This window comes from Methylophilus flavus (genome assembly GCF_042678905.1).
GTDB classification, from domain to species: domain Bacteria; phylum Pseudomonadota; class Gammaproteobacteria; order Burkholderiales; family Methylophilaceae; genus Methylophilus; species Methylophilus flavus.
In genome coordinates, this window is the sequence record NZ_JBHTLN010000001.1 from 374,969 (window position 1) to 394,292 (window position 19,324).

Below are 19,324 nucleotides of genomic sequence, written 5' to 3' on the forward strand. Positions count from 1 at the left end.
CGTTAATTTCAATGTGAGACAACCCCTTGCACAGCGGCTGACTTTGTGCGTGCGCATGGCTCGGGCTAGAACACATTTCGTCGTGCACGCAGCTCGGTAAAGACATCAACAGGCTCCCAGTCATGAAATTCTTTTTCTCGCGAAAGTGGCAGGCAACGCAAAAAAGGATTAGTTGCTTTTTCCAATGCCAGCGTCGTCGGTAGTGTTGGTTTATTGTCCTGTCGCAGTAAAGCGGTATCTCGCGCACGTTGCTGCAAGGCGGTGTTTCCCGGCTCGACCGTCAGCGCAAATGCGATGTTATGCGCGGTGTATTCATGGGCCGGGTAAATCAGTGTTGCAGGAGGCAACGCTGCAATACGTTGCAGCGACGCATACATCTGTGGCGGAGATCCCTCAAACAAACGGCCGCATCCGGCGCCGAAAATGATATCGCCGCTGAATAAATGCTGCTGGTTGATGTAAAAAGCAATATGGTCCAGGGTATGGCCGGGTAATGCCAACACTTCGCACGATAAATCCGGGAAGGTCTTGAAAGCTATCTGCTCGCCATCTTGGACTCTAAATGCATTAAGTTCACGGTAAGCTGGATGGTCATTGTCAGGCGCATAAACCGGGCAGCGCCAGTGTTGCTGCAAAGCCAATGCGCCACCAGTATGATCCGCATGATGATGGGTCAGCAAAATACCGTCCAGCTGGTAACCGCCAGCCTTTAATGCCTGTTCGACCACCGCAGCATCGCCGGGGTCAACCAGCAATGCGTGTTTGCCAGCGTGAATTAACCATAAATAGTTATCGCTAAAAGCGGGCAGGGCAGTGATTTGTATACTTGCAGAAGTTTCTTGCATCACGCATCATTGAGAAAACGCGCACTATTGTCAAGAACAGGTGCGCCTCATCCTGAATATATGGATGATCAATACATAAACCGGAGCCCATATTGCAGTCTAACCAGCCAGTTTCCTTTGATGCCACCGCGCTAGGGCACTATATTGCTCGCTGCGAGGCAGCAACTTACGAGCAGGCAGTGGCAAACGTATTCGGCTTTCATGCATTGCAATTAGGCTGGCCTGGGTATGACCTGCTGGCGCAGAGCCGTATTCCATATAAACATTATCTACACGAGCAGGTGCGCAAAGAACATGCTTTGCTTTGTGAACCGGAGTTTCTGCCGCTGGCTGAAAACTCTGTTGACCTGATATGCATGCCGCATGTGCTTGAGCAATGCCATGACCCGCGCCAGGCATTGCGGGAAGCTTTTCGCGTACTGGTACCGGAAGGCACCCTGATTCTAACCGGCGTGACACCATTCAGCTGCCTGGGTTTGCGGGCAAGGGTAGGCTGGTTCAAGCAGGCCGGGGCATTTAAGCGCTTATTCACCGCTCGCCGCATCAGGGACTGGCTGAATGTACTCGGATTCGAGATTGTGCAAAGCAATTACCTGATGCATGCGCTTCCCATCAACGATCACAGCTGGCTTGAACGGCAAACCAGGCTGGAGAAGTGGGGCACTTGCACCTTTGGCATGACTGGCGGTGTTTATTTCCTGGTGGCTAAAAAACGTGTGCTGAACGTGCTTCTGCTTAAGCCAGACTGGAAAAAATCCCCCTTGAACCAGGCCCTGCAAGCGCAAAAAAGCCGCACGCGCATTCAAAACAAAGTGCAAAAACAGTTAAAATGCGCGGATGTCGACACAAAGCTGGATTGAAATGTACGCGGACGGGGCCTGCAAAGGTAACCCCGGGGTAGGTGGTTGGGGCGTTTGGCTGAAGGCCGGGCTGCACGAAAAGGAATTGTTTGGTGGTGAGGCGCTGACTACCAATAACCGCATGGAGTTGATGGCAGTGATTCAGGGCCTGCAAGCGTTAAAAAAACCTTCTCATATTAAAATTTATACCGATTCCAGTTATGTTCAAAAAGGCATGACTGAATGGATCAAAGGCTGGAAGCAGAAACAATGGCGGACGGCGGATAAAAAACCAGTCAAAAATGCAGATTTATGGCAAATGCTGGATGGTCTGGCAAGCCCGCATACCATAGACTGGATCTGGGTCAGGGGTCATGCTGGCAATGCAGGTAATGAACGCGCGGATGTACTGGCAAACCAGGGCGTATTAACCGTCGCAAAAGCATAATCCATCCAATCTATACTTAAAAAGCGCAGCCATGAGACAAATCTTTCTGGATACCGAGACCACTGGTTTGTACCCTGACCAGGGGCACCGGATTATCGAAATCGCCGCGGTAGAGATTTTTAACCGCAGGCCTACCCAGCGCCATTTCCACGTATATATCAACCCTGAACGCGAGATTGATGCCGGTGCGCAGGAAGTACATGGTATCTCGCTCGAGTTTTTGCAGGATAAGCCACTGTTCGCGCAGGTGGCAGGCGAGTTTGTTGAGTTCGTACGTGGCGCAGAACTGATCATCCACAATGCCCCGTTCGATATGGGATTCCTGAATATGGAATTGGCCAGATTGGGGTTAGATAAGCTGGAAACGGCTGTAAGCGGCATTATCGATACACTGAAAATGGCGAAAGAATCGCGCCCCGGCCAACGTAACAACCTGGATGCATTGTGCCGTCATTTCGGTATTGATAACTCCAAACGTACGCTGCACGGTGCCTTGCTGGATGCGGAGTTGCTGGGTGAAGTCTATATTGCGATGACGCGCGGCCAGGAAAGCCTGCTGATGGAGCTCTCCAGCACGGTTGAACAGATGTCTCATGACAGCGTTGCCGTTGATTTGAATCGCCTGAAGCTGCTGACGGCAGATGTTGAAGAATTGGCAGCGCATGCCAAGTACATTGAAGGCCTGGCCAAATCCGGCGCAACGCCCTGGTAAACCGCGGTTTTAATTCAATTAAGTTTTTAAATTAAGAACAACGCATTAAGCTAACGCATCTGTCCAGCTGTTAGGCGTTTCGTACAGCCTGACTTTGATCAGCTTGAGGTGATTGTCAAAGGTGCCGTGATATTGCGCTTTGAGTAATCTGAACGCCTCCGCAGCCATATTTTCAGCAGTAGGGATAGTCGGGAAGATAATTGTCTTGTGATCAGGCAAGCTGTTTAGAAAATCCAGTACAGCCGTATCACCTTGATAGACCAGGAAAGCATGGTCCCAGCGATCAACAATGGTTTCTCTGGCAATGCGTTTAACGTCGGCAAAGTCCATCACCATTCCGTTTTCTGAAGCATGTTCCGACTGAATAATGTCACCAGATAATGTAATCTCTATCGCGTAACGGTGACCATGTAAATTGCGGCATTGACTTTTGTGATCAGGAATACGATGTCCGGCATCGAACTCCAAGCGTGTAGTAATTTCCATGACGATATTATATCAGTAACCATGCAGCTCACTCTGCACGAAAATCGCTCACACTATTAATATAAATCGTCAATATCCATCAATGCATCTTCATCAGCAGAATAGTGCTTGTGACTTTTTTCATAACTGCCATAGCTAGTGTCAAAATCATCCACTTCATCGCCAGCAAAGTCTTCCAGCATTTGGTCGATGCGTTTAAATTTGTCGGTCGGTCCGGCTTTTTGCAACATAATTCACTCCTTGGTGGTAGTTGATATTGCTCAAACATGTCAGTCATGACATTCTTACCGTAATCATTAGCATAGACTGTGCCAAAGGCGGGTTTAGTTCCTGCATTTGCCCTGGCGATTAAGAGTGAGAATCAAAATAACATCCGTCATTAACAGAACAATTGCGCTAACTAATTGTCTGTAAAGAATTAATATAAATATTATTACTGAATATCAGGAGAAAAGTAATGCGTGGTTTGATCATCGCGTTGTGCACTTTAGGAATTTCTACGATGGCCAATGCTGACTGTTTACCTTTCTATCAACACCAGTTTAAGACCCTGCAAGGTCAAACTGTCGATTTTTGTCAATTTCAGGATAAGCCGATATTAATTGTGAATACCGCCAGTAAATGCGGTTTCACGCCACAATTTGAAGCACTGGAGTCCATTTATGAGCAATATAAGGACAAGGGCCTGATTGTGATCGGCTTCCCGTCCAACGACTTCAAACAGGAACCAGGCAATAACAAGCAGGTGGGTGACTTTTGCAAACTGACCTATTCTGTCAAGTTTCCCATGGTGGAAAAATCCAGTGTTACCGGCGCCAGCGCCAATCCGCTGTATCAACAACTTATCCAGCAAACCGGTAAAGCGCCGCAATGGAATTTCTATAAATATGTCATTCTGCCGGGTGGGCAAAAAGTGTATTCATTCAATAGCATGACGCGCCCGGACAGTGAAGAAATTCTGGGAAAGATAAAGCCTTATCTAAAACAATAAGTCAGAGATATACATAGGTTAGATATGCTCTTTATTTAAGCGTAAAAGCGGAAATGCTTTGAATTCTGTCAATGTTTGGCCGTTATCTGAAATAAACATACAATAAAATAAATTTTTCACGCTGATTGGCGAACGGAAATGTGCCGTAACCCTTTATAATCCGCTGTCAGGAATGGCGAGTCTTTTGTGGGCTCGCTCCTCATTTTTTCCAATTTTGAAACAGATACCCTTAATCCGTTTGATGCCTGATCATGTGAACCATGCAATTTATGAATGAAGCAAGCTAATGGGCATTCAAATTGAGTACCTGCCTCTTACAGCGTTAGACTGTCAACCCCCGTCATGGCAAGACAAGGTGCTGGGCGCAGTCAGTTTTGGCGAATCTGCAGACGATTTAAAAGGTAGGCATCTTCACGGCCATATTCCGGAAATTTATCTGAATGCGCCTGTACTGGCAGGCAGCCAGTTTGCCAGCGAAGCCTTGCTGGATGATGCACTCAACACCGAGATCAGCCAGCCGCTAATCAGCGATAAGCATGGGCAAATCCGCTACCGGCTTGGCGAGCATCTGTTATTTGGCGTGATCAGCCTGGATGAGTCACCAGAATTGACCAGCCCAGGTGGTGCCAACACCACTCCTGCACTACAGCAAGTGACAGAAATCGCTTACCAGCAGATATTCGCTTTACTGGACGTACTTGGTTATACCCATGTTTACCGTTTCTGGAACTACATGGCCGATATCAATGGCAATGGTGCGGATACTCAAGCAGGCCTGGAGCGGTATCGCCAGTTCAATATTGGCCGCAAAAACGTATTCTTACAGGTGGGCAGGGCGCAGGGTCACCAATTACCGGCAGCATGTGCACTTGGTTTGCGTAGCGGACCGTTAAGCATTGCATTTTTGGCAGGTAAGACACCCTCGGTAGCGATTGAAAACCCGCGCCAGGTCAAGGCTTACCACTATCCGGAACAATACGGGCCGCTTACACCAAGCTTTTCGCGTGCAACTTTAGCGCAACTAGGCCAGCAACTTTGCTTGTTCATCTCCGGGACTGCGAGTATCGTGGGCCATGAAACGCTACACGCCGGGGATATCGTTGGCCAGACCAATGAGACTTTAGTCAATCTTGAAGCGGTAGTCAGCGAAGCCAACCGTATCCAAGGGGGACCCGTGTTCGATCTTTCCAACGCCTGTTTCAGGGTATATGTGCGGCATGCGGGAGATCTTGATCGCATTCGTGAAACATTGCGCAATCATTTCAACCGTCAGGTGAAAGCAGTCTTTGTGCAGGCGGATATCTGCCGCGAAGCGTTGCTGATCGAGATAGAAGCTACCGTGCAACAAACAACCATTGTGCACTCGGCATGAAAACCGGTCACGCGCTCACGTTTCCATTCTCCAGCTTGCTAGCGCGCATCTATGATTATTTTGTGCTGTATGCAGGCTTGATCTGGTTAGGTTTCCTGAGCCTGTGCTGGACACTGATCGCCAGCCTGCTTTATCCCTTGCTGCCCGAACGCAAAGGGCTATATCTTGGCCGCTACGTCATCATGATGTCTTTTCGCCTCTACCTGGCCAGCCTGAGCTTATCGCAGCGTTGCAGTTTTGACCTGTCCGAACTCGATGCACTCCGCAGTGATGAACCTTTGATCATCGCACCTAACCATCCGTGTCTGCTGGATGCGGTCATGATTATTTCCAGGTTGCCGAATGTCGCCTGCGTCATGAAGTCACAGTTGATGAATAATGTTTTTCTGGGCGCAGGGGCACGCCTGGCACGTTATATTCCTAACGAGCCTATACGTCAGATGGTGATGCAGGCGACCAGGGACTTTAAAACCGGTAGCCATTTGTTATTGTTCCCGGAAGGTACACGTACGGTGCGTCAACCCATCAATGACTTGAAAGGCAGCATCGCCGTGATTGCCCAGAAGGCGAAAGTACCGGTGCAAACGGTGATTATTGAAACCAATTCTCCTTACCTGAGCAAAGGCTGGTCACTGTTCCGTAAACCGGCAATGCCCATCAGCTACAAGGTCCGGCTTGGCAAGCGCTTCTCTCCCCCCGAAAATACCCATCGCTTTATGGCGGAATTAGAGGATTACTTCACGGGTGTGCTTGCTGACGAGTCAGCTAAAATGCCTATGCTTGAAAACGGCACGCCGTCGATTGATGCCCAAAACTTTGATTCACCCATTCAATTGTGATTTAAAGATAACAACAGATCAGCCTTACTATGAACCCTTCCAGCACGCATCTCGTCCTTATCCCAAGTTACAACCCAGGCATCAAGGTATATGAAACCGTTAAGGCTGCACGCCAGTTCTGGAACCCGGTGTGGGTGGTGATCGACGGCAGTACCGATGGCTCGGAAGTGACGTTGAAAGCCATGGCCGAGGAGGATACCGGCTTACACGTGATCCACCTGCTCCACAACCAGGGTAAGGGCGCTGCCGTGTTGCAGGGTTTGCATCAGGCAAGTGCTAAAGGCTACACGCATGTGCTGACCATGGATTCTGACGGGCAGCATCCGGCAGAACTGATTCCGCAGTTTATGCAGTCATCAATTGAGCAACCAAAGTCCATGGTGCTGGGTAAACCAATCTTTGACGCCAGCGCGCCTAATATCCGTGTGCAGGGTCGTAAGCTCTCCAATATGTGGGCCAACCTTGAGACACTAGGCGGAAATATTGGGGATTCACTGTTCGGTTTCCGTGTCTATCCGATAGAGCCGTTAAGGAAAGTGATGCGCTTTAACCCGTGGATGCGGCATTTTGATTTCGATCCGGAAGCGGCGGTGCGTTTAAGCTGGCTGGGCGTTAAAGTCGTTAACCTGCCGGCGCCGGTTCGTTATTTCAGTTCTGATGAGGGCGGTGTCTCGCATTTCCGTTACTTACGCGACAACCTGCTGCTGACATGGATGTATACAAGATTGTTCGTGGGGTTTGTTTTAAGGCTGCCGGTACTGGTGGCGCGGCGCTTGCGGAACCGTGTTTAGGAGGCTTTAATCAAGCAAATCTGCATTGCCTGCGTCGTTGCAGATAAAAATGCCTCCTTACATATCGTAGCCATAACGTAACAACATTTTGTAATCACGCCTGGTGTGGCCGAGAAGCTGCACTTACTCAGCGCATCCTTCATCATCACTTCAAGCGATCAGCACAGTTTAAATCATGCCGCCATTAATCGAGATGATCTGCCCGGTGATGTAAGCAGACTGGTCTGAAGCCAGGAAACTGACCAGGTCGGCGACTTCTTTGGCAGTGCCCGCGCGCTTCATAGGCACCATGTTGGCAATTGCTTGCGCATCAAAGGTATTTTCAGTCATGGTGGTTTGAATAATGCCAGGCGCGACCGCATTGACGGTAATTCCACGGCTGGCAACTTCCTGTGCCAGGGATTTGGTTGCGGCATTCAACGCACCTTTAGCGGCTGAATAGTTGGTCTGTCCGCGGTTGCCGGTAATGCCGGAAATAGACGATACATTGATGATACGCCCCCAGCGGCTGCGTATCATGGGCATCATCAGTGGCTGCGTCACATTGAAAAAACCGTTTACAGAAACATCAATCACCCGGTGCCATTGTTGCGGGCTCATACCTGGAAACACCGCATCATCATGGATACCGGCATTATTAACCAGGACCTGGATAGGTTGGTCTTCCACCAGCGCGCCGAGTACGGTGCTGACCGCAGCCTGGTCAGTGACGTCAAACTGTAATGCTTCGGCACTGCCACCTGCTGCGGTGATTTCCGCTGCCAGCTGTTCCGCAGTTGCCTTATTACTGTTGGCATGAATGAACACGTGATAGCCATCTGCAGCCAGGCGCTGGCAAATCGCCGCACCAATACCGCCGCTACCGCCTGTGACCAAAGCTCTTTTCATGATGCAATTTCCATAAATTAATGTTGTGACCTGGATTCGCCGGTCCGATTTCCTGGCCTGATTTTTAGGTGATTAAGGCATTGGCGTCCAATATCACCGCCGCGCGGCCTTCCAGCAGTATGTTTTCACCGGCACTTACCCTGAATTCGTACAGCATATTATTTTCATTTGCCATGATGCAGGTCGCCTTGATAAGCAGATCCGCTGCAATATCATCCAGGCGAGCCACATGCATATTCACGCCACGCACGCTGACCAGGTAGCCAACTTTGGGGGCTGGCTGGTTTCTTGGTGCAGTTAATGCGCCGTGCACGGCCATCGCCTGCGCTGCATATTCGATACCGTTGGCAATGCCGAGTTGGCGATTAGACCGTAACGGGTTGCTTGCTGAACGATGGCTGCTCGCGATGCAACTGATATTCAAGGCATCCCAGGCCTGTACGTGTTCGAGCAGGCACATATCGCCCTGATGCGGGATATGGCTGGCGATCCACGTTTGGTCCAGTGGTGTACCTGATTCGAGAAGCGCTGGCATCTTTAGCAAGATTTCACCTCTACTGCCAGCCTTAAATCATCCAGGTAATCCAGTACGACATGGCCGCCTTGCTGGCTGGCGATCAGTTGCAGTAACGGCAGGCCGCGCATGGAGGGCAGGCTAGTCCGTAAGTTTTCCAGGGCGGCATCATCAAACCTGCCAGCTGGTTCATGGGTGATACTGACCGTCATCTGCGCGACGGTTTGCTTACTTTTCTCCGCTGCCAGCACCAGGGCAATCCCGCTATTGTCTGGAATCGGCCGTTTACTGAACATGGGTTCAGGGTAAGGGGTATCGCTAGCCATCAGAATACACGACGTGCCTTCAACCACGACTTGCGTCAACGCATCCAGCAGACCGGCACCGAAGCTGGCGTCGAATGCGCATAGTACAGATGAAGTCGCCATGGTTTTTGTAGCGATACTCCAGTAGCCCGCTGCAGCGTTATGCACGGAATTGTGGAAGCGGGTAGGGGAGATTTCGCGGTCATCAGATGCCAGCATTTCACAGATGCTGTGGCAGTTCAGACCATCGCCATTCGAAAATGAAAATACACTGGGCAGGTTGCTGTCGGTTAAGCCGGCCTGGGACAGTGCATCCAGCGAAGTGGCCAAGGTGAGTTTTACGATATCGCTGGCACGCCTGCGCTCTGCCGCTGGCAGTAGTTCCGGCACAGGTATAACTGTTTTAGCGGATTGGTATGGCTTCAAACCAGCGAGGACCTTACTGCCGCTTGCCCAGTCATTCAGTCCCGGGCCTATCAGGCCTATGCCTTCGATATATGCAATTAAAGTGGAATTCATGATTTGTCAGCCGTTTCTGCGTGTGTTGCGCTGGCTAAGCCAAAAATCAGGCTGCAGTTGGTGCCGCCAAAGCCGAACGAGTTGCTCATCACCCGCTGCAAGTTCTGCGGGCGGTTTTGCAACTGGTAATTTATCGGGAGTTCGATATCTGTGGTTTGTGTATTCAGGCCGCCTGGAATAAATCCGTGCTGCAAGGCAAGGGCGCAGATCACTGCTTCCACCCCACCTGCCGCGCCTAGCGTATGGCCGGTAGCGCCTTTGCTGGAACTGCACGGGACATCCTTGTTCCCGCTGCCAAATACTGCGCTGACAGCCTTGGCTTCTGCCGCATCATTACTCGGCGTCGCCGTGCCATGCAGGTTGATGTAATCAATATCAGAAGGTGTCAAGCCTGCGCTGTGCAAGGCTTGCTGCATCGCCATATTTGCCCCCAATCCTTCCGGATGTGGCGAGGACATATGGTAGGCATCGCTGGATTCGCCTATACCGAGTAAAACGATATTCTTTTGAGTGGCATTTGAAGCCTGGCCGGATGCAGATGTTTCAGGCACACGTTCCAGCAAGGCAAAAGCAGCGGCTTCGCCAATCGAAATGCCATCCCTGTCCTTGTCATAAGGCCGGCAGGCCTGGCTGGAAAGCAGGTTCAAAGAATTGAATCCATACAGTGTGGTCAGGCACAACGTATCGACACCGCCAACAATCGCTGCGTCTATGAGGCCTGCTTCTATCATGCGGCGTGCGACGCTGAACACCTTAGCACTGGAGGAGCAGGCAGAGGACACGACAGCGGCGGGCCCGGTCAACTGGAAGTAGTGGCGGGTAAAATTGGCCACCGAATAGGTATTCTGGGTTTTGCCATAATCCAGGCCATCAGGCAGGGCGCCTGTGTCCGGGTCACGGTTGCGGAAGGCGAACTCCGTTTCCAGTATTCCCGACGTGCTGGTGCCTAAAAACACACCGATACGCTCAGCGCCATACTGACGTATAGCCGTTTTAACCCCCTGGCCGAAGTCATCCTGTTCCAGCCCTATTTTTGCCAGACGGTTGTTGCGACAATCAAATGACTGCATGTCCTCAGACATGAGGACCTCATCCACGCCCTCAACTTCGCCGATAAATGTTGGCAGATCGACAGTTTCGAAATCGCAAGGTTTCAGTGCCTGCCTTTGTTGCAACAAAGCATCCAGTGTTTGTTGCAAGCCTTTGCCTATGCAGCTGGTCACGGTGAAATGTGAAAGTAATAGTGGTTTCAAAAAATCTCGGCTTTCATTACAAAGTTGTTTGTACGTTTATGTTTAGTTCAATCACATCAGGCCTGAGTCAAGTATAGCTGACTCCCTGATGGCTGACGCGTAACGATTGCAAGCTTTGAGCAGGCATATCAATGGGCGGCCTGGGCCAGGGTGACTAAATGCAGCCCTTTGGCTTTAGCCGCCTCCAGCAAAGCGGGCAGGGTGGCGACGATAATCGGTTCATTCCTGACTGTTCTGGCGGCATTGCCATCATGCAGTAAAATAATCGCTCCCGGACGTAAGCCATTGATCAGCCTGATTTTTACCTTGTCTGCATCGTTTGTCCTGGTATCAAATGCCCGGACCGACCAGCTTGCCAGTTGCAAGCCTAATCGTTTAAGGACGGGATCCAGAAACGGGTTGCGTAAACCGGCTGGGGCGCGGAAAAACCGGGGGCGTATGCCAGTGATCTGTTGAAGTGTTTCTTGCGCAGCCAGTATTTCATTTGCCATCCTGGTATAACCAAACATGGAAAAGTAGACACTATGGTGCTGGCTATGGTTTTCTATGGCATGCCCGCGTGCCACGATTTCGCGACATAGCTCAGAGTGCTTTGCAGCCTTGTAACCTATATAAAAAAACGTGGCTTTAACCTGGTAATGGTCCAGGATATCCAGAACTGGTCGCGTGACTGCGGGATCCGGTCCGTCGTCTATCGTCAGTGCCACCTCATTACGTCGCTTGGCAGCTTGAGGCAGTTCGGTCCAGTTTGATCCTAACCAGGTACTGCGCGGCCACAAACCCACCAGCGAAATCAGTAAATGGTTTGCGAGAAATACAGCAAGCAGCCAAGGCCAGAGGCCAGGTGCAATCACCAGGCAGATGAGTAATGCCACATGCAGTAAGACCGAAGCTTTCACCAGCCAAGGAGCTTGCCTGAGTTTTTCGAGGTTAGCAGAGTTTGCCAGATATTCAGTCATGACTTTGCAACCCTGTCTGGGTGTTGAACTGTTTCCCACCGTGCCTGTTGCTGATCGAGGAAATTCGACCATAACTGCTGCCACACCGGCCAGGTATGTTCACCCGGTACTTTATCCACCCGTGCGGCGGGGATTACCTCTTCCATCAGCGCGATGCCATCGGCAAAGCGGTCTTCTGACCCGTAACCTAAATGAATTTCCACATTTTTCGCATGCTTTAGCCAGTACCAGTTACCACGCTCCAGATCGTCGTTGGCGATGTCCACTGGCTGCCATGCATGCATGCCGCCAGCGCTGGCAATTTCACCGGTGGTGATACGATTTCCTGGATAAGGCGCGATCAGGAATAGACCCTTCACTTGCCCTGGATAATAGTGTGCATAGGCCATTGCGATATAGCCGCCTATGGAAATACCGGCAAGCCAGATCGCCTGGTATTGCGATGCAACCGATTGAATAACGTCCCTGTGTAAGGTATGCAGTGCTGTCAGGTCGGCAATCTGCTCAAAAGATAGTTCGACCAGCATCAAGTCGATATCCAGGCTGCGTTCACGAACCGCTTGTACAAAACCCTGGGTGATAAAATCCTCAGGCAGGCAGGTGGCGCCTGGCAGCAAAATCATCAGCGTGCTGGCTTTGTGTCCGGGATAGGCTGAGTCGACAAGATAGCGCATCAGTCGCCCTTGTTTCCTGCAAACACAGCTGAGAACACCAGTGCCAGTATCACACCAGGGGCAACGGTCACACCCATCGCCTGCAATACTGGCACGCTGGAGAATGCCAGCAGCCCAAAGCCAAGCACGGTAGCCACATTGGCAAACACCAGTGAAGCATAAGTCTGTGGAGAGATGGACTGACCGGCGGATGTTGCACCCGGATTAAAAAACAGGGCGTAGTTGGAGCCGATCGCCACTATCAGCAGCAAGCCTATCAAGTGCAGAATCATCAGTTGCTGTCCAAACAAAGCCAGGCCAGCCATCACGGTCAATACAGCGGCTACCAGTGGCACGATGATCGCCAGAACCTGCTTAAGCGAACGCAAGGCGAGTAACAGCAGCGCTACAATCGCCAGCACTCCCGCTAGTGACAGCCAGATTGCCTCTTGCATATAGCTGGAATAGAGATGGTCAGACTCTGTTTTCATATCGACGAACAACGCATTTTCGATTTGCGCATCCTGCAGCGCTTTACGCACTTGCGTGGCATCGATATCGCTACCAGGCGGCGCTGTGAGCGGAACAAGCGAGCTCCAGCGCTGGCCTTGCTGCAATAGCATGGCATCTATCGCCATTGCCATAGAAGTGCCCTGCAGGTCACTACGCTGCAATAGAGGTTGGTTGCGGCTGGTTTCTACCTCTTGCAAGAAAGGCTCAAAGATTTTGGCCTTGATTGGCATGTCCTGTACGGCAACACTCAACCGGGATGAGAGTTTTTCGCGATCAGGCAGGCTGTTTACCCTGGCCTGCTGGGTGGCCTGGCTAGGCAGGTAATGACTGGCACTGTCAAAACTGGCCAGCAGGCCTTTTTCAACCAGCTCTTCTAAAGTCACCGCTAATTTTTCGGTATTGCGAAGCACTGTTTCCTGGTTGTCGCCTGACAACACAATTACATACCGTACATCTGGTGCTCCCATACCGCCACGCAGTCTACCATCCAGCGCCTGGTCAGCCGCACTGACCGGGCTTAAAGCCGATAACTCGGTTGTCCATAACCTGTCATGGTGCTGGTAGACAATCAGGCCAGAAACGGCAACCAGCAGGATGGCGGGCCAGCGCAAGATACGCGCAGAGATTGCATACTGTGCCAGGATTAAGCCTGTATGGCTGAAATCCCGGATATTGAAGTGAGGCGGTAGCAAGTGTGGCAATACGTAGCGCGTCATCGCCGCCGCTGCAATCAACCCGGCAACCGAATAGAGGCCCAACTGCGCCAAGCCCGGAAAGCCGGACATCATTAGCGATGCGAAACCAAACACCGAGGTGAGTACGCCGAGCCGTACGGTAGGCCACACCGTTTCCACCCATTTTCTGCGGTTCTGTTCCCTGTCACCGGCATGCTCGGTCTGCATAAACAGGTAGATTGAATAATCCACCGCTTCGCCTATCAGTGCGGTGCCAAAGCCCAGGGTAATGCCATGCACAACGCCAAACGCCAGACTTACCGCAGAGATGCCGGCCAGAATGCCGGTGGCTACCGGCAAAAAGCCTAGTAACAAAGCCAGTTTGGATCGATAAACCGCCCATAGTAACAATGCGATCAATATTGAACTGACGATAAAAATGACCCTGACCTGGGTTTTGATGGTATCACGCGCATTCACCGAAAATACGCCGGGTCCGGTCATTAACAATACAGGTTTCGCGCTGGTTGCATTCGATTGTAGCGCCTGGTCGAATTCCGCCCTGATTGCCTGCATGGCCAGTTTCTGCGCATCTGTATCAGAACCGGCAGCACTGGTTTGCAGCAATAGTAGCGCGGTCTTGCCATCCCGCGATGCCCAGGCACCTTCCACCATTTCAGGATGGCTGGTGCCGCTCATGGTATCCATTAATTGCAGCATTTCCCCGGTGGGGTCATGCGGTAGCAACGACTTCATCAGCAGGCCAGCGGGGGAGGCAATCTGATCTATGCTGTCGCTGATGGCAGCATGCAGGCCTTCAATGCTGAAACGCTCAGGCGTCACCGCCGGGCTTAACAGGTAGCGGTGACTAAATAAATACGTGCGGTCACGCTCGGAGGTGATGTCCTCACCATTGTTGACGCTGACAAAAGCAGGGTTGCTGCGCAGCTTTTGGGCCATTGCTTTGGAGAGTGCGGCGCGGGTTTGTTCGTCAGCGCCATCAATGCCGACCAGGATCAGCCTTGAAGCCAGCCCGTCCTTAAGCTGGTCCATCAGCAACTGTTGTTCTGCAGTAGGATGACTGGGCAGGAAAGCCGATAAATCCGCAGTAAAGTGGCTACGGCTGATGATCCCCAGGCTGACCAATAGCATCGCTAGCCAGATGATGATCGCCGTTCGGGCACTACCAGGGGAATGAGCAGATTTGGTCACGTGTGAATCGGTTTTTAAATATTATTGTGGCTGGGCAGGGGTATCTGGCATAGGTGTGATCGTCATTACCGAACTGTCCCCATCAGCCTGCTTGATGTCTATGGTTTGCACCAGATGGCTGGCACCGCTGATGGTGATACTGCTGACTACTTTTTTCATCTTGTCCTGGATGGGTAACAGATTCAGCTTCCAGTCTTCCTGGCCGCCAGAGAGGCTCAGTTTATAAGACTTTTCCAGCGCCTTGCGGTCACCTGCCAGTGTGCCACGTATACTATTAATAAAGGCCGCAATTTCCGGGTAGCTTTGCAAAGACAATACATGTTTCCTGCCACGTTGCTCTACCGTCAGTTTATCTTTTTCAAGCAGCATGCTTTCAGGCTTGGGCTTTAAAGTACGTTTTTCCAGGCGGTCAGGTGCGGTGTAAAACAGTTCGCCTGATGACTCGACAGGTTTTTCCAGCACTGCGATGTTCTTTTTCTCAATAAAGCTGGCATGGCCACTTGGCGTGTTTGCCAGGGCCTGCATCAACTGGTCGATATCCCAGTCGCTTTCAGCTTGGCTGACAAAAGGCAGCATACAAAACAGCAAGCAGCTAAGCCCCATCGTTAAACTGCGTTTGCCAGTCACAAGCATGGTGGTAGTCATTGTTTCCTTTCTGCCAGTGAGGCAGGGGTCGTTTGCCAGTAATCGAAAAAGTTAAACCAGTTGTAAGGCGCCAAACGCGTGTATTGGTTCAACAGTTCGGTGTAACGGGCAATGGCGGCATTGACAGCCTGCTCGCGCTCGCCACGCGGAATGTCTGAAAAGTCTGCCAGTGTTTCAAAAACGACCTGGTAGCGGTTGCCACCCATATAAAGGCCTGCCATAAACACTACCGGGCGACGTAACAGGGCAGCCATGCGGAATGGCCCGCTGGGGATAGCCGCAACATCGCCCAGTAACTCTACTTCTGCCATCGGTTCATTGCCCAGCGTGCGGTCAGACAGCATACCGACCAGCATGCCTTCATCGAGGTGCTGTTTGAATTGCAGCATGGAGTCAAGGTGGCCCAAAGGAATAACCCCCATGGAAGCCTCCGGGTTGATGGCGGCCAGCATGGCATTGATTTTCTGCGCATTGTCTTCGTGCATCACCATCGCCACTTTCAAGCCCGGCAGTTGCCGGCCAATCGCGCGCATGACTTCAAAACTGCCCAGGTGAGCACCCATCAGCAGCACGCCCTCATTGGCTTCAATGAGCGGGTTGATCACGTCCTTGCCTTGAATTTCAATGTCAAATAAGTCGTAATTGCGATTGATCAGGTAGATGCGGTCATGGATGGTAGAAGCAAAGCTGAAAAAATGCCTGTACAGATCCCGCCAGGTCGCTGGGCGTCCTAATGCGCGTGGCAAATAATCCAGGGAGGCTTTACGGCTGGCCGGTGAGAACAAGACAAAATAAAAGGCAATGATATGTAATGCCGAGCGGGAAACAGTGCGGCCCAGGCGCAGTGATAGCCAGCTCATGATACGCAGCATCAGCATATTGCTACGCTCCTTGTGCTGTAGCCAGGGCGCAGATTTCTGGTAAACGTTCTTATTGTTATCGGTCATCAATCTAAGCCTTGTGCCGGGCACTGAGGCTGCCGATGACGATTTGGCGCGGGGTCCCGTTGCTCGGGCACACGACCTCGAACTTGATACTGCCATTCGCCAGCTGTTCATATTCCACGATGGCCGACTCACCTGGTGTCAATGGACTCAGGAACTTAACCGAACTGATCTGCCAGTCGGTTACAGTCAGGCCCATGTCGCTGTCCAGTACCTGCAGTACCTCATCCAGCAGCACTACTCCAGGCACGATAGGCGTACCGGGGAAATGACCGGCGAAAGCAGGGTGGTCAGACGGAATGTTGAGTAACTTGTTTTTTTTCATATGCTTAATATTCGGTAACGCTGGTATTGCCGCGTACAAGTTCACTGATCAGCTGTTGTAATGCCTGGCGTGGAAGCTTGCCGGTGCTGTTGCGCGGCAGCGATCCGGCAAATACTAAGGGCCTCGGTAAGAATACCGGGTCTATGCGTTTACGTAATTCGGCTAATATATGTGCAGCGGTCAGTGACGGCGCCACCACACAGGCACTCAGGCGCGTCACATGGTCATGCGAAAGCTCGTCCGGCATAAAGAACGCACCATCAAGCACGCCTTCTATGCTGTTCAGGTGATGGTTAAGGCTGGCCAGGGAGTTACGTTTTCCGGCAATATTGATGATGTCCTGCATGCGGCCCTGCAACAGGAACCTGTCATCAACCGTGGGTACGATTACATCATTCATCGGCGCGGGGATATCTACATGACCGCCTTCAGCCCACAACCTGTCATCCACGCTTTTCAAGTGCACATCCGGCATTAACTGCCATTCATCGGTTTGCGTGGTGCGTCTGGTCGCGATCTGGCCGGTTTCGGTGCTGCCATAAATTTCCATCAATGGCGCTTGCAGGGCGGCTTCCGTTTTATGCGCAAGCGCTTCTGATAATGGCGCAGTCGCCGATAACACCAGCGAGATGGCTGGTAATGGCTGCTCCGCATCCAGCAGCAAACGCAAATGCAGCGGGGTTGATACCAGTATCCGTTCGCCGTGAGTGTGGGTCAGTGCATCTATGATATCTTCAGGGTAAAAAGGCTGGCCGCTGTGCAAGGCATTGCCGCTTTGCAAGGTCAGCAGCACCGTAGATTCAAAGCCATACATATGCTGCGGCGGTATCGTTCCTATTAAGGTATAAGCAACATCTGTTGTTAAACCCAGGCGTCCGGCCTGTGCCTGTACATTTTTAACGAGCGAACCCCAGCGCTTGACATGCGGTAGCGGCTTGCCGGTGGAGCCAGATGTGAAGACGATAGCGGCGACCTGCTGCGCGTCAATGGAAGGAATTTCCATATCAGTTGCTGGCAAGCCTGTGTTTACCGGATAGCGCAATTTGGGCAATGCGATGTCGCAATCCGGATTGTCATGCAGGCAGAACACATCCGAAGCAAAAGCTTGCAATTGCTGCACCATTTCTACCGTATGCGTTGGCGGCAGCAGGCTGACCTTGTTGCTGACCAATGCCGCAGCAAAGCCCACTGCAAAGTGGTAACGGTCACGGCACACGTTCAGTACATGCTGACTTGCAGGCAAGCTATTTGCCAGTGCAGCGACGTCAGCAAGGAACTGGCCGACCGAAATTGCAGAGTGATTACGCCAGGCAATCGTCTGATCAAGGCTGGAATGGCTGACTAAGGGTAGCTTGTGCATGAGATTAAGTTGGCGTCGTCACGCTTGCCTGGAATCCATATAGGCACGTACTGCATCCAGTACATTTCCAGTTGGCAGGTCAGTCAGCAAACTGCGTCGCACCAGATATTCTGCAATAAACATAAGAGCTACCAAAGGCAACGTCAGGAAATTCACAAAAAAAGACCAGGTAGCGAGCGGGGCAAGCAAAAAAAGCAGGGTGGAGATCACTATCATCAAGCCAAAGAAAATAACCCAGGCAATCGTTACGTGATAGGTATAGCGTTCGTGCTCGGCTGGCAGTGGTCCACCATTCATGATCTCGGCAAAACCTACACATAAGGGTTTGCGACCGGCCAACAACGTTCTGGCAAACGTGATCAGTAACATCAGCATCAGCCCTATATCCTGCAACCAGAATATTAAACCGGTATGCTGTTTGATCAACGGCAAGACCCACCAGCTCGCGATTAAAACAAGCAGTAAGAAGCTGACGCCCAACAATCTGGAATCCAGGTTTATTGAAAACACAAATGCTATTAATAGCAGCGGAGCTAAAGCCAGCACGGCGCCCAGCAGGCTAGGGTGTCCGCGGGTGTTCACGTAATGGACAAGCACTGCAAAGGACACGATGATCAATGCAATGACCAGGCCCCGCAGGACTTTAAAAGCTTTGCGCATAGCGTTCTTAGATGGCCTGGGTGGTGAGGATGCTACTTGGTTTTATTGGCTGCCACATAGTCGGTAAGACTATTCAGCGAACTGAAAATCTGGTGATTGTTTTCGTTATCGGATTTAAGTTGCAGACCATAGCGCTTTGATACAACCAGCGCGATTTCGAGGATATCTATCGAATCCAGCCCCAAACCGCTGCCATACAAAGGTGCATCTGGCTCAATTTCATTGGCGGCAACATCCAGGTTCAGTGCCTCTACCATCAGTTCGGCGATTTCAAGTTGTAAAGCAGTTTTATCCGTCATATATATCTTCTGATTAAAGTTGATTAGTTAATTAAAGATTAGTCAGTGAAGTTGATTGAGTCAAAAATTAAATTTGACGTATTTTAGCAGTATTGTGATTCTTCAAATAAATCCATTTAGGACAAAAGACATTTATTCATCGGGAAAGCTTATGATTGACCTGATCACCAGGGCCGAGTTCGCACGGCAAATCCAAATAAACAGGGCAGAAGCAATCCTTCAGCCATCGCAAGGACCATGAGTTTCAATACAAGCTAGCGAAAGTTATCTTGTGGTTC

At 51.1% G+C, this 19,324-nt stretch carries 23 protein-coding genes; 7 read left to right on the forward strand and 16 right to left on the reverse strand.

From position 1 onward, the window contains the following. Positions 1-65 precede the first annotated feature (65 nt). On the reverse strand, positions 66-845 hold the full coding sequence (gloB, locus tag ACFQ2T_RS01760) for a hydroxyacylglutathione hydrolase (RefSeq protein WP_379029651.1): 780 nt from the start codon (positions 843-845) through the stop codon (positions 66-68). Positions 846-937: 92 nt separating this feature from the next. Between gloB and ACFQ2T_RS01765 the strand changes: the two genes are divergently transcribed. The 3 genes from ACFQ2T_RS01765 to dnaQ are packed head-to-tail and all read left to right on the forward strand — an operon-like array spanning position 938 to position 2,844. Further along, the gene (locus tag ACFQ2T_RS01765; protein WP_379029654.1) at positions 938-1,705 is read left to right on the forward strand and encodes a class I SAM-dependent methyltransferase; all 768 of its coding nucleotides are present in this window, start codon (positions 938-940) and stop codon (positions 1,703-1,705) included. A gap of 1 nt (position 1,706) precedes the next feature. Continuing rightward, positions 1,707-2,132: a ribonuclease HI gene (gene rnhA / locus ACFQ2T_RS01770; RefSeq protein ID WP_379029657.1), complete on the forward strand. Its 426-nt coding sequence runs from the start codon at positions 1,707-1,709 to the stop codon at positions 2,130-2,132. Positions 2,133-2,163: 31 nt separating this feature from the next. Beyond that, positions 2,164-2,844: a DNA polymerase III subunit epsilon gene (dnaQ, locus tag ACFQ2T_RS01775; RefSeq protein ID WP_379029660.1), complete on the forward strand. Its 681-nt coding sequence runs from the start codon at positions 2,164-2,166 to the stop codon at positions 2,842-2,844. Between the two features lie 45 nt (positions 2,845-2,889). Here dnaQ and queD read toward each other — a convergent pair whose 3' ends face one another. Next, a complete protein-coding gene (queD, locus tag ACFQ2T_RS01780; protein ID WP_379029663.1) occupies positions 2,890-3,330 on the reverse strand; it encodes a 6-carboxytetrahydropterin synthase QueD in 441 nt (146 codons plus the stop codon). Between the two features lie 56 nt (positions 3,331-3,386). After that, positions 3,387-3,560, reverse strand: a complete 174-nt coding sequence (locus ACFQ2T_RS01785) for a hypothetical protein (RefSeq protein WP_200934417.1) — start codon at positions 3,558-3,560, stop codon at positions 3,387-3,389. 227 nt (positions 3,561-3,787) lie between these two features. On the opposite strand from ACFQ2T_RS01785, the gene ACFQ2T_RS01790 reads away from it, so the two are divergent. The 4 genes from ACFQ2T_RS01790 to ACFQ2T_RS01805 all read left to right on the forward strand — a co-directional run bounded on the left by ACFQ2T_RS01790 (position 3,788) and on the right by ACFQ2T_RS01805 (position 7,323). Further along, the gene (locus tag ACFQ2T_RS01790) at positions 3,788-4,321 is read left to right on the forward strand and encodes a glutathione peroxidase (RefSeq protein WP_379029666.1); all 534 of its coding nucleotides are present in this window, start codon (positions 3,788-3,790) and stop codon (positions 4,319-4,321) included. Between the two features lie 286 nt (positions 4,322-4,607). Further along, positions 4,608-5,693, forward strand: a complete 1,086-nt coding sequence (locus tag ACFQ2T_RS01795; protein ID WP_379029669.1) for a chorismate transformation enzyme, FkbO/Hyg5 family — start codon at positions 4,608-4,610, stop codon at positions 5,691-5,693. Further along, a complete protein-coding gene (locus ACFQ2T_RS01800; RefSeq protein WP_379029672.1) occupies positions 5,690-6,532 on the forward strand; it encodes a lysophospholipid acyltransferase family protein in 843 nt (280 codons plus the stop codon). Before ACFQ2T_RS01795 ends, ACFQ2T_RS01800 begins: the two co-directional genes overlap by 4 nt. 29 nt (positions 6,533-6,561) lie before the next feature. Continuing rightward, positions 6,562-7,323 carry a glycosyltransferase family 2 protein gene (locus ACFQ2T_RS01805; protein ID WP_379029674.1) on the forward strand — a complete coding sequence of 254 codons (762 nt, stop codon included), beginning with the start codon at positions 6,562-6,564 and terminating at the stop codon, positions 7,321-7,323. Positions 7,324-7,491: 168 nt separating this feature from the next. Here the strand turns inward: ACFQ2T_RS01805 and fabG are convergent, their stop codons facing one another. From fabG to ACFQ2T_RS01870, 13 genes are all read right to left on the reverse strand, one after another. Further along, a complete protein-coding gene (gene fabG / locus ACFQ2T_RS01810; RefSeq protein WP_379029677.1) occupies positions 7,492-8,211 on the reverse strand; it encodes a 3-oxoacyl-ACP reductase FabG in 720 nt (239 codons plus the stop codon). Between the two features lie 64 nt (positions 8,212-8,275). Continuing rightward, complete coding sequence (locus ACFQ2T_RS01815) at positions 8,276-8,746, reverse strand: 3-hydroxylacyl-ACP dehydratase (protein WP_379029680.1); 471 nt, start codon at positions 8,744-8,746, stop codon at positions 8,276-8,278. A 2-nt stretch (positions 8,747-8,748) separates the two neighbouring features. Further along, the gene (locus tag ACFQ2T_RS01820; protein ID WP_379029683.1) at positions 8,749-9,549 is read right to left on the reverse strand and encodes a beta-ketoacyl synthase chain length factor; all 801 of its coding nucleotides are present in this window, start codon (positions 9,547-9,549) and stop codon (positions 8,749-8,751) included. Then, entirely contained in the window at positions 9,546-10,802 is a 1,257-nt protein-coding gene (locus ACFQ2T_RS01825) for a beta-ketoacyl-[acyl-carrier-protein] synthase family protein (RefSeq protein ID WP_379029686.1), read from the reverse strand. The genes ACFQ2T_RS01820 and ACFQ2T_RS01825 overlap by 4 nt, the downstream gene beginning before the upstream one ends. Before the next feature lie 128 nt (positions 10,803-10,930). Further along, entirely contained in the window at positions 10,931-11,761 is an 831-nt protein-coding gene (locus ACFQ2T_RS01830) for a polysaccharide deacetylase family protein (protein ID WP_379029688.1), read from the reverse strand. Then, positions 11,758-12,435 carry an alpha/beta fold hydrolase gene (locus ACFQ2T_RS01835; protein ID WP_379029691.1) on the reverse strand — a complete coding sequence of 226 codons (678 nt, stop codon included), beginning with the start codon at positions 12,433-12,435 and terminating at the stop codon, positions 11,758-11,760. Before ACFQ2T_RS01835 ends, ACFQ2T_RS01830 begins: the two co-directional genes overlap by 4 nt. After that, entirely contained in the window at positions 12,435-14,813 is a 2,379-nt protein-coding gene (locus ACFQ2T_RS01840) for an MMPL family transporter (protein ID WP_379029694.1), read from the reverse strand. The genes ACFQ2T_RS01835 and ACFQ2T_RS01840 overlap by 1 nt, the downstream gene beginning before the upstream one ends. Positions 14,814-14,834: 21 nt before the next feature. After that, positions 14,835-15,458, reverse strand: coding sequence for a LolA-related protein (locus ACFQ2T_RS01845; RefSeq protein ID WP_379029697.1), 624 nt, complete (start codon positions 15,456-15,458; stop codon positions 14,835-14,837). Next, entirely contained in the window at positions 15,455-16,405 is a 951-nt protein-coding gene (locus tag ACFQ2T_RS01850) for an LpxL/LpxP family acyltransferase (protein WP_379029699.1), read from the reverse strand. Before ACFQ2T_RS01850 ends, ACFQ2T_RS01845 begins: the two co-directional genes overlap by 4 nt. A gap of 4 nt (positions 16,406-16,409) precedes the next feature. Then, positions 16,410-16,766: a hypothetical protein gene (locus ACFQ2T_RS01855; protein ID WP_379029702.1), complete on the reverse strand. Its 357-nt coding sequence runs from the start codon at positions 16,764-16,766 to the stop codon at positions 16,410-16,412. Beyond that, positions 16,732-18,087: an AMP-binding protein gene (locus tag ACFQ2T_RS01860; RefSeq protein WP_379029705.1), complete on the reverse strand. Its 1,356-nt coding sequence runs from the start codon at positions 18,085-18,087 to the stop codon at positions 16,732-16,734. The genes ACFQ2T_RS01855 and ACFQ2T_RS01860 overlap by 35 nt, the downstream gene beginning before the upstream one ends. A gap of 18 nt (positions 18,088-18,105) precedes the next feature. Next, the gene (locus ACFQ2T_RS01865) at positions 18,106-18,747 is read right to left on the reverse strand and encodes a COG4648 family protein (RefSeq protein WP_379029708.1); all 642 of its coding nucleotides are present in this window, start codon (positions 18,745-18,747) and stop codon (positions 18,106-18,108) included. 32 nt (positions 18,748-18,779) lie between these two features. Continuing rightward, on the reverse strand, positions 18,780-19,046 hold the full coding sequence (locus ACFQ2T_RS01870; protein ID WP_379029711.1) for a phosphopantetheine-binding protein: 267 nt from the start codon (positions 19,044-19,046) through the stop codon (positions 18,780-18,782). Positions 19,047-19,324 lie beyond the last annotated feature (278 nt).